This window comes from Moorena sp. SIO4A1, assembly GCF_010672065.1.
GTDB lineage: Bacteria > Cyanobacteriota > Cyanobacteriia > Cyanobacteriales > Coleofasciculaceae > Moorena.
This window is the reverse complement of record NZ_JAAHHX010000048.1, coordinates 21,946-38,764: the sequence shown is the minus strand read 5'-3', so window position 1 is coordinate 38,764 and position 16,819 is coordinate 21,946. Positions and strand designations below refer to the sequence as shown.

Genomic DNA, 16,819 nt, shown 5'->3' with positions numbered 1-16,819 from the left:
GGTCATTCAGCTGGTGACTTACCAGTTAATGTACAGCGAACTCTCTGACGTCAAATCATCCTGCAAGACGGCTGATAGTCGGGGATTAGCAGGCAATAGCAATTAGGAGATTAATACTGTGTCCAAGAAAAGTGTAGCCAATTTAAGTGAATCAGATTTAGCCGGAAAAACGGTATTGGTCAGAGCAGACCTGAATGTACCCCTGGATGACAATGGCACCATCACCGATGATACTCGCATTCGTGCTGCTTTACCCACTGTTCAAGATTTACTTAAGAAAGGGGCAAAGGTAATCCTGTGTAGCCACTTGGGACGACCCAAGGGACAAGTGAAGGAAAGTTTACGTCTAACCCCCGTTGCTGAGCGTCTTTCAGAACTTCTGGGTCAACCGGTGACCATGTGTAAAGACTGTGTTGGAGACGAGGTGGCTGCCCAAGTTGGTGCTTTGGCAAATGGTCAGGTGGCTTTACTGGAAAATCTCCGCTTCCACGCTGGAGAGGAAAAGAATGACCCAGAATTCACCAAACAGTTGGCATCCCTTGCTGATTTGTATGTCAATGATGCCTTTGGAACAGCGCACCGGGCTCATGCCTCTACTGAGGGAGTCACCCATTACCTGAGTCCTTCTGTAGCTGGGTACTTGATTGAGAAGGAACTGCAGTATTTACAAAACGCTGTAGAAAATCCCGAAAAGCCTCTAGCTGCAATTATTGGCGGCTCTAAGGTGTCCAGTAAGATTGGGGTGATTGATACTCTATTGGAGAAGGTGGATAAACTGCTAATTGGCGGTGGAATGATTTTTACCTTCTACAAGGCCCGTGGTATGAGTGTGGGTAAGTCCCTGGTGGAAGACGATAAGCTCGATTTGGCGAAATCCTTAGAAGCTAAGGCAAAAGAGCGTGGTGTGCAATTGCTGTTGCCCACTGATGTGGTGATCGCAGATAATTTTGCCCCTGATGCTAATTCCCAGACTGTCAGTATTGAAGCTATTCCCGATGGCTGGATGGGTTTGGATATTGGTCCAGATTCTGTAAAGGTGTTTCAGGATGCTTTAGCAGATTGCAAAACTGTAATCTGGAATGGTCCGATGGGAGTGTTTGAGTTTGATAAGTTCGCTAAGGGCACAGAAGCGATCGCAAACTCTATGGCTGAGCTGACCAAGACAGGTGCATCTACCATCATTGGTGGTGGTGACTCAGTAGCTGCCGTCGAAAAAGTTGGTGTTGCTGACCAAATGAGCCACATTTCCACCGGTGGTGGTGCCAGCCTTGAGTTACTCGAAGGCAAGGTTCTACCTGGAATTGCTGCTTTAAATGATGCCTAATTAGTGTTTTTTTTAACGCATTGTTTTAAATCATAGTTTTAAATAGGGAGATAGCATTGCTGTCTCCCTATTTATCATTATCTTGATGGTGAAATTTTTTGGTTTCCAATCAATCAGCATTGGTTTTTATAATCTATTTGGAAATCCTAGATTGGGACTAAGGGCGCAAAAGTCATAAAAAAAAGAGCATGGCGTAAACGTTACCATCAGTGATTTTTTGGTAAACCTCATGCAGCATTGCTCCTGCAACCTGCAACCTGCAACCTGCAACCTTCAACCTTCAACCTTCAACCTTCAACCTTCAACATTTAACCTTTAACCTTCAACATTTAACCTTAAAACTTCAACTTCCAACCAAAACTTATTCCCAACTTTGGAATTGATTCATCCAAGCTGTAATCTGATCACGGCGAGTTTCAAAGGTAGCAGCAATCCAGATAAACCCAATTCCCACAAACAGCGCTACCACCCATTTAGAAAATGGATAATCAACGCTAAAAATCAGTAGTTGGTAGATCGCATTAATTAAAAATGTTCCCGTCCCAACATAAAGAAATGCTCTTACTTTCATCGCCAATCCAGCAAAAATTAGCACTACACTAATTCCCCCAGTTAATAACCCAAGCCATTGAGCAGTCCAAAAGGAAACCAAACAAATCATACTAGTCCCGATTAACCGGAGATTGTGACGTATTTGTTTTTGGGGGGGTTGGCTTAGATAGGGATCGACTTGGGCAATATAGAGTAAGGATAAACTCAAGGGGAGAACATACCAAAGAGCAGCAGTTAAGTGTAGTTGTCCAAACCAGCGGAGCAACATCCAGTCAATTACTATTACACTGATAAAGGTAAACCGAATTTGCTGATTAAAAATTGCGAGAATAATATAGAAAGCTGCGATAATCAGCAAACTAGCTAAATTACCGCTATAGGGATTTTCTGCAATGGCAATCAGGGGGATTAAGAAAGCAGCGATTTGCCAAGGACGTTTTGACCAACCCCAATTTTCCCAAGGTAGGAAATACAAAAAGTAAGCGACTAAGGATGCGATCGCACCTTTCCAAGGCACTAATGGTCCGGATAACAGACGCGCCACAGGGGTATTAATCCAATACAGCCGCATCCCCCATGCTTCAGCAAAACCTAAATAAACCCAGATTTCTCCAAGCAAGGGATTCGACCGATTCCGTCCTTGAGAAATAGCATAGATAACTAAAAACGCGCCAGTACTAAATCCCAGCATCATAGCGGATTCAATGGGCTCAGTTGTTGCTGCTATCAACAAACAACTACTCCATATCCAATGGAGATAGGAAATAACCTTTAGTTCTTTTGGGGTAAAATGTAGATATCCTTTCAGCCAAGGAGAAAATACCCGATAGGCGTACATAATACTAGTGCCAAGCACTGCCATTATAATCAATCCATCCCCTCTTGCTCCTCCTCCTAACTGGGATAATTGATAGAACAACAGTTGATAGGCAGAAACCGATATCCCAAATAGCGCCAGGTAAATTAGAGGTTTAAATTCTGCACGGCGACGCCCTACCCCAATGGCAATTATTGCTAGGGCAAAAGAGGATAAACCTGTCCAATTGGTAAAGGTTCCCCAACTTAAGAGCGGTCCTAAGCTACCGTATAGCAGGGGAATAATATGCCAGCTACTAGGTATTTTGTCGAGATTAGATCGGCGTCGCCACCAATCTCCTAACAATTGAGCAATTAGTCCTAATATTATATTGGCAATGGCTAAATTGATCAGTGAATGCTCAAATAAGCCCAGCGCTTCTGTTAAGCCCAGCGTTTCTGTAGTTAACAGTTCCACACTCCAACCAATCCCATAAATAGCCCAGTTGGATGGATAAGGAAAACTGCGATACGCGATCGCTCCTAAGGTCACTGCATTTACAATGAGCATAAACCATGTTGGTGACCAAAACCCAATGTAGACTATCAGAGAATAACAAGTCAGCAGAATTAGCTGAAAAATACACAGTGCGATCGCCCACCCATCCATTGCTTGTGCATAGAGTTTTGGGAGGTTAGTTTGTTGTTCGCGTAGCGTGGCCTTTTGGCCAAGGTTAGATGGTTGAAGGTTAGATGGTTGAAGGTTAGATGGTTGTTCGCGTAGCGTGGCCTTTTGGCCAAGGTTGGATGGTTGAAGGGTTGAAGGTTGAAGGGTTGAAGGTTGAAGGTTAGTTTGTTGTTCGCCTTTGGCGTTCCCTTCGGGTAGGTTGGCTTGTTGATTTGAAGTTTTGAATTGTGATTGGTTATCCTGTATCTTGCTAATACGAAGTAACCAGCTTTGCCATAACCATAAGGTTAAAATAGCGATCGCTCCAACAACAAACCAATCTTGTCCGGACGGTTGGGGAAACCCAAGGATGCCATCCCAAAGCAGGAACCCGACTAAGCTGATGCCGCATCCTACGGTAATTGCTGCTGATGTTAATTGCTTTAAATAGCGGGTATTAACCAACATCAGTGCTGTAGCGGATGCTAAACTGATTAACCTAATTCCTGGTATTCCTAGGATCAGCAATTGGGATAGGATGACAGCAACTACACTCAACCGGATCACAAACTTGTCTTGAGGGGGTTGCCAACTGCGATAACCACGTGCTAATCCAGTCAGAGATAATGGAGTGATTAGCCACAACAGACCCCATGCTCTCTGGTAACTATCTGGGTTAACGTCGTAGGGACTATAGTTAACACACAATAATACATAACTCAGACCAGCTAAAGTTAAACCCAAGTGCCAAGCACTCTCTCGCCAAATCTTGACATAGTCAGAAGTAGCGGGAATCTTTAAACTCAAGCTCCATTCTGCTAGCATCAGGGCTAATAAAATTGCTGAAAAGCCGCCTAGATGTAGGTTGGGAAAGAGATAGTTAATGGCACTGATAACGGTTGCGATCGCACTACTGTGGGTTAGGTAGACCCTTAAGCGCAGATGATGCTTAATCCCTAACCTATCCCGTCGCTGAGTCACAATCCCTAAAGTGATAGCAGAATTAATACCATTAATCGTGAGTAACAGGGGATTGGAAAAACATAGAGTAGTTAGAGAAACTCCTATTCCTAGTGCAATGACTTCTGCAAATTCTGCCAGATCATGTTTTTTGCGCTGATATAACCAATCTGCTAACCCAACAATTAAAACCAGATAGGGAAACAGTACTAAACTCAACAATACATAGGGAGTTTCTTGGGAATGGGTTAACGTAGTTGCTGTTTCCAGTAGCGAGGTTTGTATTGATGGCGGAATCAATCGCCATGAAAGCCAAACCATCTGTAAGCCAATGGCTAATATGGCGGCTAAATCGGAACGTCGCCAAGATTTTAGTAAACGATTGACAAATAACCACACCCCTAGCCCACTGACAATCATGGCTTGCCAAGGAATCTCAGCTGCTACACAAACTAGCCAACCCAGCACCAGCAAGCTACCCCCTAACCAAATCATAGGGAGACGGGGAGACGGGGAGACGGGGACAGATGGTGCCTGAGGCTTTTGGGATAGCCAGTAGAGAAACCAACCACACATCCCAATAGCTAACCCCAGTTGTTCAATATCGACACCTATGACAAAAATGGCTCTAAATAGCAGGATGCCGATGCCATAAACTAAGATGCGGAAGCCAGCAACATCAAAAATAAATGCTGAATTTTTCTTTCTGGATTCTATATATAAGGTAGCGATGGTGCTACCGATGCCCAAATAGACTGCTCCTATGGGAAATCCAGGGATACCCCAAGCCCAATTTAGGTAACTCAAACCTAAATAATTAATAATGGGTAAGGGAAATGATTTTTGTTGTCGTAATCGTAAAAATCCGTTCCCGTAGCCGCGACCTAAGAGTATCGAACTTAGTACTATCGCACTTAGTACCACTGTCGCCACTGCTACCACTAGCCAATTTAAGGGATGACGCCACAAACCAAAGCCATCCATTGCCCAAAAATTGACTGGGATCAGCAACAGAGTTACAACTCGCAAGGTCTGAGCCGTTAACGGTAAATTCCCTTGTTTGGTTGTCCAAGCACTAATCCCCCAAAAGCTCAAGGTATAGGCAAGCAATACTCCATACTGTCCAGCAGCTGGGAAATTGTCCCATTGACTAGCAGCCAGTACCCCAGAGGATACCACCACCATAAACATACCCAGGAATAGCAACCAGCGGACACTGAATTCTGCTTGAAGGGATTGCCACATTTGAGCAATCGAGTTGGGTTTCTTCGCTTTGGGTGTCTCCGGTGCAAAGTCATTACTAGCTAAGGGTGAGACTAGTTGAGGCGCTGGTTTCGAGACTGGTAGAGCAGAAACCTTTGGAGTTACACTAGGTTCTGGTAAAGCACAGGTGAGATGTTCTCGACACAACCGTTTTACAAAGGTTTCCTGGAGCAAACCCAAACGTAACCAAGCATCTAATCCCTCTAAAAGAGCCGGATGGGATGCTTTAGTTTTAAATATGATATCGATGCTAGTCTCAGAGAGTAAACCTAGCTCTTGCCATAGGGCTAAAGCTTCCAACAGTTTAGACTGGGAAGTATTGGTTTTGAGGGCAATAGTGATAGAACCCTCCCGTGGCGATGACATAAGCAATATTCCTAGTTAAATAGGAATGCAAGGGGGGCTGATTTAGGATACAGATACTTACTATTGTCTACTAAAGAGCCGGAACCTTGCTAGATACCACATTCCACCCTATCAACTGTCACAATAGAATCTTAAAGTTGGCAGTTATGACCCTATTAAGCCTTGATGATCAGCACTATTGCACGTCTTGATCAATAGTCGTTAGCATAATGCTTCCTGATTGATTATTGCGATTACCCTATACTATTTACTTAGATGTAAAGAATTGTAAATGCTGCTCAATGGCTCAACCCCTCAACCTTTTAACCTTACCGAAATTGCTCAATAAATTATTATCTTTGCTCCCAGCATTAAGGCAGGAGATTTGGATTCTAGCAACCGGTCGATTGTTATTGCATATCGGTCAAGGGTTTACTTTAGTTTATGCCTCGATTTTTTTTGTTAATCAGATTGGTTTATCCGCCACCCAAGTTGGGATTGCTCTAGGGAGTTCTTCAATTTCTGGAGTATTAGGACGCTTGATATCAGGGACTTTGGCTGATTCCCAGTTTTGGGGACGCAAGAAAACTTTGCTACTCTCGGCAGCTGTTTCTGCTCTAGCAAGCCTTTGTTTAGCGTTTACCTATAATTTTCAAACTCTGGTTATTGCTAACTTACTGATGGGTTTAGGGATTGGTCTATATTGGCCTCCTACTGAGGCAGTGGTTACCGATCTAACCACTCCTGTTCAGCGTAATGAAGCCTTTTCAGTGACTCGTTTAGCTGATAGCTTAGGGCTAGGATTGGGAGTTATTGGGGCAGGGCAGTTAATTGCTGCTTCTGGGAGTTACCGTACTTTATTTGTGCTCAAAAGTATTTTTTATGTGATTTTCTTCGTTGTGATTTATTTAGCGATCGCAGAAACAAATAACGTTCAAGAGGTGCCTCAATCCCCTACCCAATCCTGGAAACAAGCACTAAGCGATCGCTTTTTGATGATTTGGTTACTAGGGAATACTCTCTTCACTACCTATGATGCTGAACTCAATAGCATTATGCCCCTATATTTTGCAAATTTTGTTCCAGGAGGAGGAACAGAAACCGGATTAGCTCCAGAAACGATTAGTCTTATTTTCTTCTGGCATGTCGCCTTTAGTGCCATTTTCCAACTACCTGTTGCCCGCTTTCTAAACCAGTTTAAACGCACCAATATCTTGATGGTTTCTTTACTGCTGTGGTCTGGAGGATTTGTGTTAGTGTGGCTCACAGGAATTGTTGATAATCTTGCAGTTATTCCAGCATTTTGTGCTTTGTTACTCTTAGCCTTAGCTAAGGTGATTTATATCCCTTCTGCCTCTTCTTTGGTGGGGGATTTAGCTCCACAATCTTTGCGAGGAGTTTACTTTTCTCTTGAATCTCAGTGTTGGGCAGTAGGTTACTTGATTGGACCGTCTTTAGGAGGTTGGGCATTGGACCAATCTCCAGAATTTACCAGTGGTTTTTGGTTAGTGACTGCTAGCAGTGTGGGCTTAGGTCTTGGGATTTTGTCCTATCTGGGCAAGAAGAGTGATGAGGTTATAGGTGGGTAGTGGTACACAAGTAGTGATTTTCGCTCCCGTTACCTTGACCAAACCCTACTCAAAGCACTACAACTTTACCACTGCCAGTTTTGTCAGTCAATCAGGATAGATGCTTTACTCTCTTAGCCTAATACTTAACATCTTTAATACTCAAATCTCTCGATTAATCACAATTGTTAAAAATACTCTGTATTTTTGACTACAAAATTAGATGCGCTTGCCCTGGGGAAGACCTCCAGCTCTTACTTTTGTCAGTCAAGCAGGGCAAGGCAAATAGTTTTAATGTAAACAAAATTAAAGATAATATAAAGAAATCATAAAGAATAAAAGGTGTTCATTAGTTTCCATCCAAAATAAACAGTGTCATCTGAAATTTCGGATGCAGTACACTAATTCCCAACGAACGGGAGTAAATCCAATGAAAAAAGAAATCAAAAAAGAAACACAGCACAAAGAAACCGCAAGCAAAAAGCGTAAACTCGAACAAGTTGACAAGAATACCCGCAGTAAACTGGGTAATGTTTACTGGTAAGTCAGAACTGGCTTAGAACCTAGCAAACCAGCGTAAACGCATCTTATTTTGAAATGCCTACTAGATATGAGATTCATAGGATAAGTATTTTGGCTTATTAATTTTGAAATCTTTGCTGAGTAAGGCTTCTATAATTTAGATGCGTTTGCCTTGCTTAGGGAACAAAGAGATCTTTGCCAACTTTTCTTTCCGTGCGGTCGCGAACTCTAATAAATCTTGCTTGGGAATCGTTGATATCGGGAAGTTTCTTACTTATAGTAGTGAGTTTGTAAAGATCTCCTAAAGCAATTTGCTTGCGACTTGATTTTCATTTTTCCACCCAAAAAAAAAATACTGTTATATCTGAGTTTAAGGCTTTATTGTAAGCCAGCAAATCTAGGTGAGTATAAGTAAGACATTAAGGTGGATATTCGAGATTTTTATAGATCGTTAATTCAAAAACAAGTTCCAATTATTGTAGATAACTCTCAGCTGCTTACTTACCTCGGAGATCGAGGATATGAAACGATATTGTTTGAAAACTATGACTTTACAAAAAATCAAGTTGTCTTCACCATAGTTTCAGATTATGACTGCTACAGGCGATTGCTAGCTCTATCCAATAGCTCGATAAGTACAATCGTACAACTCGCAGCAGTTAGGCATGATGAAAGCTTGGAGGCAATTGTTTATGCATTCGATCGGGTTCTAGGTTGCAAAATTGAAGAAAATTTAGAGCGAAGGAGTCAGATATATGACAGAATCGCCAACAGCTCAGAGGAGTTATATTTAGCTGATGAAAGAGGCAGTGAGTTGAAGTTTTGGTTTGCAGAAACTTTAGAAGTTGTCAATAGCGAAAATAGTCTTAGAGCAGGATATTTTTACTCTATTTCTGAGTTTTGGGAAACTTCGATAGTAAATATTCAAGGTAATAAATCCAGTTTCTCGGTAGAAGGAAGGCTTTTTTTCGATGGAATGATACACGGTTCTACCCTACCAGAGACGAAAGAGCGCAACAAAGAAGCATTAAGCTGCTTATTTAGGGCTGTAACATCCAGCCGGAAAAAATATATTGATATTGAAGATAATTCAATCGCTCGACTAGTGATAGATGGTCAGGATAAAACGAGTTTATTGCTAGACCTAGATCTGGATGCTGAGAGGAAGATGAGCATTACCGAAATTGGTTTTGGTTGTAATGCCATGCTAATAAAAAGAGTGGATTGGAAAGTAAATTCCATAATTAATCGAGTTATACATGGCATGCATTTAGGGATGGGAACAGCATACAAATGTCCATATGTTAACTTTATCTCCCAGACTATCAAAATAGTTGAGGATTAAAGGCGATAAATTAGCAAAGTTTAAATAAATTAATGCGTATTTTAGATTTTTACGAGTCCCTAATCGGCAAGAAGATGATGATCATTGTTGATAATCATCAATTGCGTTCCTACCTTGATCGGGAAGGATATCAAACCATTCTGTTTGATGATTATGATTTTAGAAATAGAGAGGCCGCATTTGTTGTCTTTTCCGACTACGACTATCATGACCGTCTGAAAGAACTATGGAATGTATCCGAAAGTACGGTTGTCCATTTGCCAGCAGTCAAGTTTGATGGCAGTTTTGAGGGAATTGTTTATTCGTTGGAGCGGCTGCTAGAGGCTAATAGCCTCAATCTCGAACAAGGGCTAGTGCTGAGAAGTAAGACTTATAATAAAATTGCTGAGGTTCAAGGGGGACTATATTTGTCCGATGACAGAGGTAGTCAACTAAAGTGTCAGTTGGCGGAAAGCTTGGAGGTTGCTAATGCTGAAGATGAATTACAAGCAGGTTGGTTTTACTCCATTGCTGAGTTATGGGAAAGTTCGGTCGTAAATATCAAAGGAAATAAATCCAGTTTTTCAGTGGAAGGGATTTTTTATTTCGACGGTATTCTTTATTCTGCAAATAAGCGAGTGATAAAAGAGCGCAACCAGATGGCTTTAAAAGCCCTATCCGAGCGCATCGCATCTAGTCAAGAAAAATATATAGAGCTGGAAGATAACTCTGTAACTCGCTTGGTATTAGATGGTCGCGATGAAACCTCTGCATTACTTGATGTAGAACTTCATCCAGAAAGACAACTAAGTCTCACGGAGATGGCTTTTGGTTGTAATACTGGTATAGTAACTTGTGTGGATTGGGAAGTCAATTCGGTTATGAATGAAGGAATTTATGGGATGCATTTAGGAACGGGAATTCCCAATAAAAGTCCTCATATTGACTTTATCTCTAAAACGTTGAAACTGGTTTAAAATTTAATTGGTTTTGATAAACCCTCAGAGACAGCTTGAAGCAATTCGTGATTTTTGAATCCGGCCCTCTCATTATCCAATGTCCAATATTGTTTTCTTTGACCTTCCAATTTACTCGCGAATGGCGACAACGGTTGGAATAACGAATGAACTAGCTCAGCGTGGAGAAGAAATAGCTTGTTACTGCTTTGAGGAATTGCGAGATCTGATCGAGTCTCATGGAGCAAGATTCTGTAATCTTCCCAAGATGAAGGAAGCACCCGAGGATGTGACGCTTCAATCCCGCGTTATAGAGTACACTTTAGATGCTGTACCGATTTTGTTAGCACAACTCGAACGTGATCGACCCAAGTTACTCATTTTTACATCAAAATGCTTATGGGGAGCTGTGCTGGGTGACTTACTCAATCTCTCAACAGTTTGCATTCACACGAATTTCCTACTACCGCCTAGTTTTTTTCCCCCAATACAGCTTTTACTAGAAGCCTATCCGATTGCTGAAACTCCTCGACATCTACGCCTCTTTAATCGAGATAGGCAGCTTTGGCGACAATTGATACAAAAGTACCCACTCAAGCGGATCGAAGAGCGTGATGTTTTTAAGCTGCAACCGAATTGTATGAACTTACGAGGGGATTTAAATATTGTCTATGCATCCGAAATGTTTCAGATCCAGCGTTCGAAATTCAATAAAAACTATCATTTTACTGGACCCTGCTATATCGATAGACCTTTAGAACCCGAGCTACCATTAAAAACAATTCAGAACAACTCAATCATTTATATATCCTTAGGATCAGTTAAATTTTATAATACAAAATATCCTTTTTATGAAAAGTGTTTACAAGCATTCAAAGACAGCGATCGCACGATAGTGATGGCCGTAGGTGAGATGGTTGATGTTGAATCGCTCGGACAGATTCCATCTAACTTTATAGTAAGAAATTATGTACCGCAGCTAAGTATTCTCCAGCACGCTAGTGTTTTTATTACCCATGGAGGAACAAACAGCACTTGGGAGGCAATTCTTAACCAAGTTCCAATGATTGTTTTTCCTCAAGGAGGAGATCAATATCTAGTTGCTAATCGAGTGGAAGAATTAAGGTTAGGACGATGGGTGAAGCAGAAAAGTATTCAGCCTAGAGAATTCAAAAAAATTGTTGAACAGGTAATAGAAGATAATGAAATTCGTGATAGCATCAAACGGCTAAGCAAATCATTTCGAGAAGCAGGAGGAATCCAAAAAGCTGTCGATATCATTTTGGAGTACAAGAAATGAAACTAACAAAAGATCAGATAGAACAATATGAAGAACAAGGTTTTTTATTCATTTCAGAGTGTTTTTCCTCCGAGGAAGTTTCGGCAATCCGCGCTCAAGTACCAATCGTTGTAGCTGATGAGACATTGGGGCGAGCTTGGGAAGAAGATGAGGAAACCTTACGCACCCTTTACGGAATTCATCTCACCAACCGGATTTTTCGCAGTTTAGTCCGTCACCCGCGCTTACTTGAACCCGCACAACAGCTTTTCGGTCGTGAGTTATACGTCTTCCGTAGCAAAATAGTGATGAAGTCAGCATTTACAGGAGGAATGTGGGGATGGCATCAAGACTCAGCCTTCGCACAGCATTACGAAAAAATTTCCGCGCCGAAAGGGGGAAATGTCATCCTTTTTTTAGACGAGGTTAATGAGTTCAATGGGCCAATTTATTATATACCTGGGTCTCACACACAAGGTTTACTGGATTGGGATCACAGCGTTGTACAGAGTCCCACAGCCAGTGTACCATTGACCGTAGATCGAGGAACGTTTGTGAAATTTGTAGAGAAGTCAGGGATTTCAGCGCCGAAAGGTCCTGCTGGCTCAGTTTTGTTCGTACATTACGATACATTGCATGGTTCAGTTGCCAACATTTCTCCCTTTGAGCGTCGAAATTTTGTAATTACATACAGCTCACTTGAACAGAGCGCCCTTCCCAAAAAGGAAAGTCCAGCCTTCTTTTCAGATCCAGAGCGATCGCCGCTAGTTCTGCTTAGTGAAGATGAGGCTAATCGCTATTTGACTTCCAAAGGGTAGCTAATTATGGCAAATCCCAGGAGCAGATGTCTCAATTAAGGCCGACTTCCATCCTGAAACCTTTTTCTGGCAAAGATTTGATGGGTTTTCAACCTCAGCCTTCCTTAAACAGGAATAGGGTCTCCTGAGTTTTTAATCGTAAGGCAAGCTTATCAATTCTGAAGCCGTTGAATGGAGACTTTTTTTCGTGTAAAGCAAGTAGTTTTTTGTATGATGGCGAACCTTTTCAAGCACAAACCCAGGAGACCCCAGGGATAGAGCCTTTTATTTTTTTCAACTCCCCAACATCGAATCAAACAAGACAGCACCATGAAGATAAGGAAACATAGCCTCAGTGGGAAGACGGTCTGGATTTTTCGCAAAAACATACCAAGTTTGTCTTGGACGAAACCAGGGGATTGAAATTCCTACAAGCCCCACATCCTGTGCTAATTGCCTAATTGTCGATGGTCGAAATGTTACACACATCGGGTATTCCCAACTATCTCCTTCAGTGTCAGAATCTCCCTCCAAAAAGGTAGCAAGGATGAGACCATCAGGTTTCAAATATCTAGCAAAGTTCTGGAGACAAAGCCTCACTAGGTCAATCCCAGTATGAGTCAATATGGACTGTGCGAGGATAAAATCAAAATGGGTTTCAAATTCGGCCAAAGAGAATTGATCATTGTAACTAAAGAACGGTTTCTTGATACGGAGGAGATCCTGTCCAACTTGAAATTTTATCGCATCCTCGATTAACCACCTGTTAGGATCGACCCCGTAATAGCAACCTTCATCAAGGTAAGTCAGGAAAAGCCGACCTGCACGAAGTGAGCCACAGCCGAAATCGAGCAATTTATGCTTGGACCGAAGTCCCAGTGTACAGAGCAACCGAAATTGAGATGCTCCCATGAAATCGTACTCTTCTGCGGGACCCACATAATCGTTATAGTTTTCTCCAGCAGTTATCCCCAAATCTGTCATCGATATTGTTAAATTAACGAAGCCACCCTACTATGGTAGCAGTTCATGAGTTGATTTTGACACGATCGTTCAGAACAATATTAGCGATCCCCGCTATCTGGGTAGAATTGGATTTTCATACCAAACCACTCCTAAGTTAGTGGTTTCTTCGCTGGTAAGTACGTCTAAATCTCCATCTCCATCTAAATCGATTAATTGCACTAAATCAAACTTAATCCCCTCTAAACCGCTAATGTCGTAAGCTGCTAAATCGGAGTTAATGGATTGTGCTGCATCCGATAGCCACATTACAGAGGATTTATCCCGTGCATTTTCGCTGCTGAAAACAATATCTAGCTTTCCGTCTAAATTAATATCGGCAACTTTCAGGCTTTTAGCATTTCCAGTATTTTCGGGTAAGTTAATCGTAAATTCTTCCCATTGGTCGAGTTTAGCTGAAATTTGACGAAAGTAAATTAATTCTTGCCCTCTGATGGCGACTAAAATATCAAGCAATCCATCTTTATCTAAATCGACAAGCTCCAGAAACATTACCTCTCGATCGCCATAACTTTCTACATCACCGATCCGATGGAGGGGCCATTTTTCGGCCATCGCTCCTGGCAAACTGGGATTCTCGAACCACAGACAACCGCGATTTTGGCTCAGACGATCGGAGGCTACAAGATCTAAATCCCCATCTCTGTCTAAATCTGCCGCTACTAAAGACATGATCCAGCCAGCGTCGTATAGAGAATGCCACTGCCAAGCCGATAAGTCTCGGGGATTCTCTGGAGCCTCGAACCAACCAATTTGAGCTTTCCTATTTTTGCCTCCAGCTACTAAATCGAGGCCATGTTTGCCATCGAGCTGTAAGGGCAAGGCAAACATCCACTGCTGCTTATTCAAGCTTGCAGGAATGGCCTTGGTTTCCCAGAATGACTCTGAGAGATAATCTGTTTTTTCCTTCGGTGCCCAATGTACGGATAAGGTTTTAGTTTCCCCCTCGCTGGAACTAATTACATCGATCACTCCATCTCCGTCCAAGTCTGCAAATACAGCATCTTCTGGGGAAGCAACTTTACCTACAGTGACTTGAGGCCAAGGGGCCTTGGACTTACTATGGCCAGGGTTGAGATAAATTTTAATTAGACCCGCTTCTTCCCAGGGGGTGGCAATATCCAATAATCCATCGCCGTTAACATCTGCCAGGCGCACTCCGTCAGCACCGCGCACCTCATCAGTACCTTGCTCGATGGTATGTCTCTGCCAGGGTGAGGCGGCTTCTTCAGCCTTGACATTGGCTGGAGCGCTCGCCCACAGCATGGCCCAAATCAATAATTTCATCAAAATTACCGCCACTATTTTGAATTTGGCTCTCTTCAAGGGTAAAAAACTTGGGGACATTGGATTAATGATTCCGGTTCTTCTGGGGTAGTTATGCTAATTTAGCATAAAATAAACCCTAAAATCTTTGCTAAGCAAGGATTTTAGGGTTCAAAAAAAGCAATTATAATGTAAGCATTCAAGTAACTGGGGTTGACAAAGCCACCCCAGTTACTTGAAAACTGGAATGAGAGAAGCTTGTCAAGAGGTTACCAACCAAAAATATTGTTAATTGATGCTGGGTATGGTAACAATAAAAGCTTTTTGAAATAAGTATAAAAAAGAAAGCTAAAATATATAGTAGTAGTTGCTAAAAACTAAAAAATAATAATCAAAAAATCAGTAATTAAAATAAAACTTAGTCTAGGTAAATTATAAAAAATCTTGCCATAATAGTAATTTTAATAAATAAATTTAAGTTTAGATAAACTAAAGACGGTTTGGCTAGCAACATTCAGTGGGAGATTGTCTAGTCTAGAAGGATAAAGGCTCTTCCGTACTTGTTATGCTAAATAAACAGTATGTAAGAGGGAACAGGGAACAGGGAACAGGGAACAGTGGTCAGAGGCCGTATAAAGGAAAATTTTGTTAGTTGAATAGCCTAAGAATCCTTATACAGTAAGCTTTATAAGTTTTTTAACTGGAAATTTAGCATACCAGGTACTGAAGAACCAGGATAAAGAACTTTTGCTATCGTAATGAATGCTAGTTCTTTTGAAGAAGCGACAGATATTGACTATTTTATCACACACAAATGTTGAGTCAGAAAAAGTAACAACATAATGGCTATTATCAACCTAATTTAAAATAAACTGAGGAATTTTTGTTATCGAAACTACCCAAGAAAAATATGATTATAAAAAATATAAATGAGGGAATACGAAGCCTTATTAGGATTTTTGAAGTTATTGGTGTTTTGTGCCTATGTTTTTATTATTTTTAATGAGTTAAATGGAGGAGTATAAAGAATATGTTATAATCAACATTTGAAGACATTTACTGAAGCTAATAAAGCTTTTCGTAAAGCTATGTATTGATAGTTTATTCGATTGGCTGACCAAAAATAGGGATGTATTTGCTGCTCACAAAGAGGGTTTGGGGTCTATTTGGGCTTAAACTTCGTTTAAGTCCCACTGGGAATAATAAAAATGTAAACGTCCCATGCCACTTTTTGTGGTAATAGTAAAGATGTAGTAACTTGAGCGCAATCGGCCAAGGGGTTTGAGATGCTCAAACACTACTTGCGATCCACTACCCCAGCGACAATTGACACATGCATAATTACGTTGATGCTTATCTAATTTCATTCCCTAAATGCGGACGTACATGGTTGAGATTAATGATAGGTACAGCCCTACAACAACAATTTGATTTATCTCATCCCGATATTAAACAGAAAATGTTATCATTGACACCCCTAGCGGAGTTGCACCCGAACATTCCGACAATTCTGATAGATCACGATGATAACCCCCAATGGAACAAACCAGAGGAACTTCAAACATCGAAAGATCGGTACAAAAATGTCAAAGTTATCTTTTTGGTTCGAGATCCAAGAGATGTGGTTGTTTCTGCTTATTTCGAGCAAAAAAAACGGGTTTATTTATGGGCAGATGGTTTCAAACAAGATAAAAGCTTAAAAAAATACCTAGATAGGATTAAACCTTATGAAGGTAATTTGTCAGAGTTTCTTTATGAAGATGTAGGTAGCTTAAAGACTCTATTGAGATATTACAATATCTGGGAAAAAAATCGACATATACCTAAATATTTTTTGCTAGTACGTTATGAAGATATCCACGAAAATCCCCACCAAGAATTAAGAATAGTTCTAGATTTTTTGGGAGTGCAATACCGAGATGAGGTAATTAACGAAGCGGTGAATTACTCTTCTTTTGAGAAGATGCGAAATATGGAAAAAACGCAAAAATTCGATCTTAAGCTAAAACCTGCTAATCTAGAAGATGAAGAATCCTACAAAACTAGAAAGGGTAAAGTTGGCGGGTTCGCAGAATACTTAAATGAAAAAGAAATTGCCTATATTAATCATTTGATTAATGACACTCTGTCCGATTTTTATGGATATAAGGCATAATTAGGGCTTGCTTGCGAAACTGA

General features: G+C 41.2%; 11 protein-coding genes. 8 read left to right on the top strand and 3 right to left on the bottom strand.

What is annotated here, in order from left to right; translation table 11 throughout:
- Positions 1-118: 118 nt before the first annotated feature.
- Positions 119-1,324, top strand: coding sequence for a phosphoglycerate kinase (locus F6K53_RS25635; protein WP_293019052.1), 1,206 nt, complete (start codon positions 119-121; stop codon positions 1,322-1,324).
- Between the two features lie 361 nt (positions 1,325-1,685).
- Here the strand turns inward: F6K53_RS25635 and F6K53_RS25630 are convergent, their stop codons facing one another.
- On the bottom strand, positions 1,686-5,927 hold the full coding sequence (locus tag F6K53_RS25630; RefSeq protein ID WP_293082614.1) for a DUF2157 domain-containing protein: 4,242 nt from the start codon (positions 5,925-5,927) through the stop codon (positions 1,686-1,688).
- 281 nt (positions 5,928-6,208) lie between these two features.
- Between F6K53_RS25630 and F6K53_RS25625 the strand changes: the two genes are divergently transcribed.
- The 6 genes from F6K53_RS25625 to F6K53_RS25600 all read left to right on the top strand — a co-directional run bounded on the left by F6K53_RS25625 (position 6,209) and on the right by F6K53_RS25600 (position 12,373).
- Positions 6,209-7,495 carry an MFS transporter gene (locus F6K53_RS25625; RefSeq protein ID WP_293082611.1) on the top strand — a complete coding sequence of 429 codons (1,287 nt, stop codon included), beginning with the start codon at positions 6,209-6,211 and terminating at the stop codon, positions 7,493-7,495.
- Between the two features lie 370 nt (positions 7,496-7,865).
- Positions 7,866-8,018, top strand: a complete 153-nt coding sequence (locus tag F6K53_RS25620; protein WP_293082608.1) for a hypothetical protein — start codon at positions 7,866-7,868, stop codon at positions 8,016-8,018.
- A gap of 402 nt (positions 8,019-8,420) precedes the next feature.
- The gene (locus tag F6K53_RS25615) at positions 8,421-9,341 is read left to right on the top strand and encodes a hypothetical protein (protein ID WP_293064325.1); all 921 of its coding nucleotides are present in this window, start codon (positions 8,421-8,423) and stop codon (positions 9,339-9,341) included.
- A 32-nt stretch (positions 9,342-9,373) separates the two neighbouring features.
- Positions 9,374-10,297 carry a hypothetical protein gene (locus F6K53_RS25610; protein WP_293019045.1) on the top strand — a complete coding sequence of 308 codons (924 nt, stop codon included), beginning with the start codon at positions 9,374-9,376 and terminating at the stop codon, positions 10,295-10,297.
- Between the two features lie 79 nt (positions 10,298-10,376).
- Positions 10,377-11,576, top strand: a complete 1,200-nt coding sequence (locus F6K53_RS25605) for a macrolide family glycosyltransferase (protein ID WP_293019043.1) — start codon at positions 10,377-10,379, stop codon at positions 11,574-11,576.
- The gene (locus F6K53_RS25600; protein ID WP_293019041.1) at positions 11,573-12,373 is read left to right on the top strand and encodes a phytanoyl-CoA dioxygenase family protein; all 801 of its coding nucleotides are present in this window, start codon (positions 11,573-11,575) and stop codon (positions 12,371-12,373) included. The genes F6K53_RS25605 and F6K53_RS25600 overlap by 4 nt, the downstream gene beginning before the upstream one ends.
- 273 nt (positions 12,374-12,646) lie before the next feature.
- Here the strand turns inward: F6K53_RS25600 and F6K53_RS25595 are convergent, their stop codons facing one another.
- Positions 12,647-13,336: a class I SAM-dependent methyltransferase gene (locus tag F6K53_RS25595; protein WP_293064321.1), complete on the bottom strand. Its 690-nt coding sequence runs from the start codon at positions 13,334-13,336 to the stop codon at positions 12,647-12,649.
- A 93-nt stretch (positions 13,337-13,429) separates the two neighbouring features.
- Complete coding sequence (locus F6K53_RS25590; protein WP_293064318.1) at positions 13,430-14,641, bottom strand: VCBS repeat-containing protein; 1,212 nt, start codon at positions 14,639-14,641, stop codon at positions 13,430-13,432.
- Between the two features lie 1,333 nt (positions 14,642-15,974).
- Between F6K53_RS25590 and F6K53_RS25585 the strand changes: the two genes are divergently transcribed.
- Positions 15,975-16,796, top strand: coding sequence for a sulfotransferase domain-containing protein (locus F6K53_RS25585; RefSeq protein ID WP_293082606.1), 822 nt, complete (start codon positions 15,975-15,977; stop codon positions 16,794-16,796).
- Positions 16,797-16,819 lie beyond the last annotated feature (23 nt).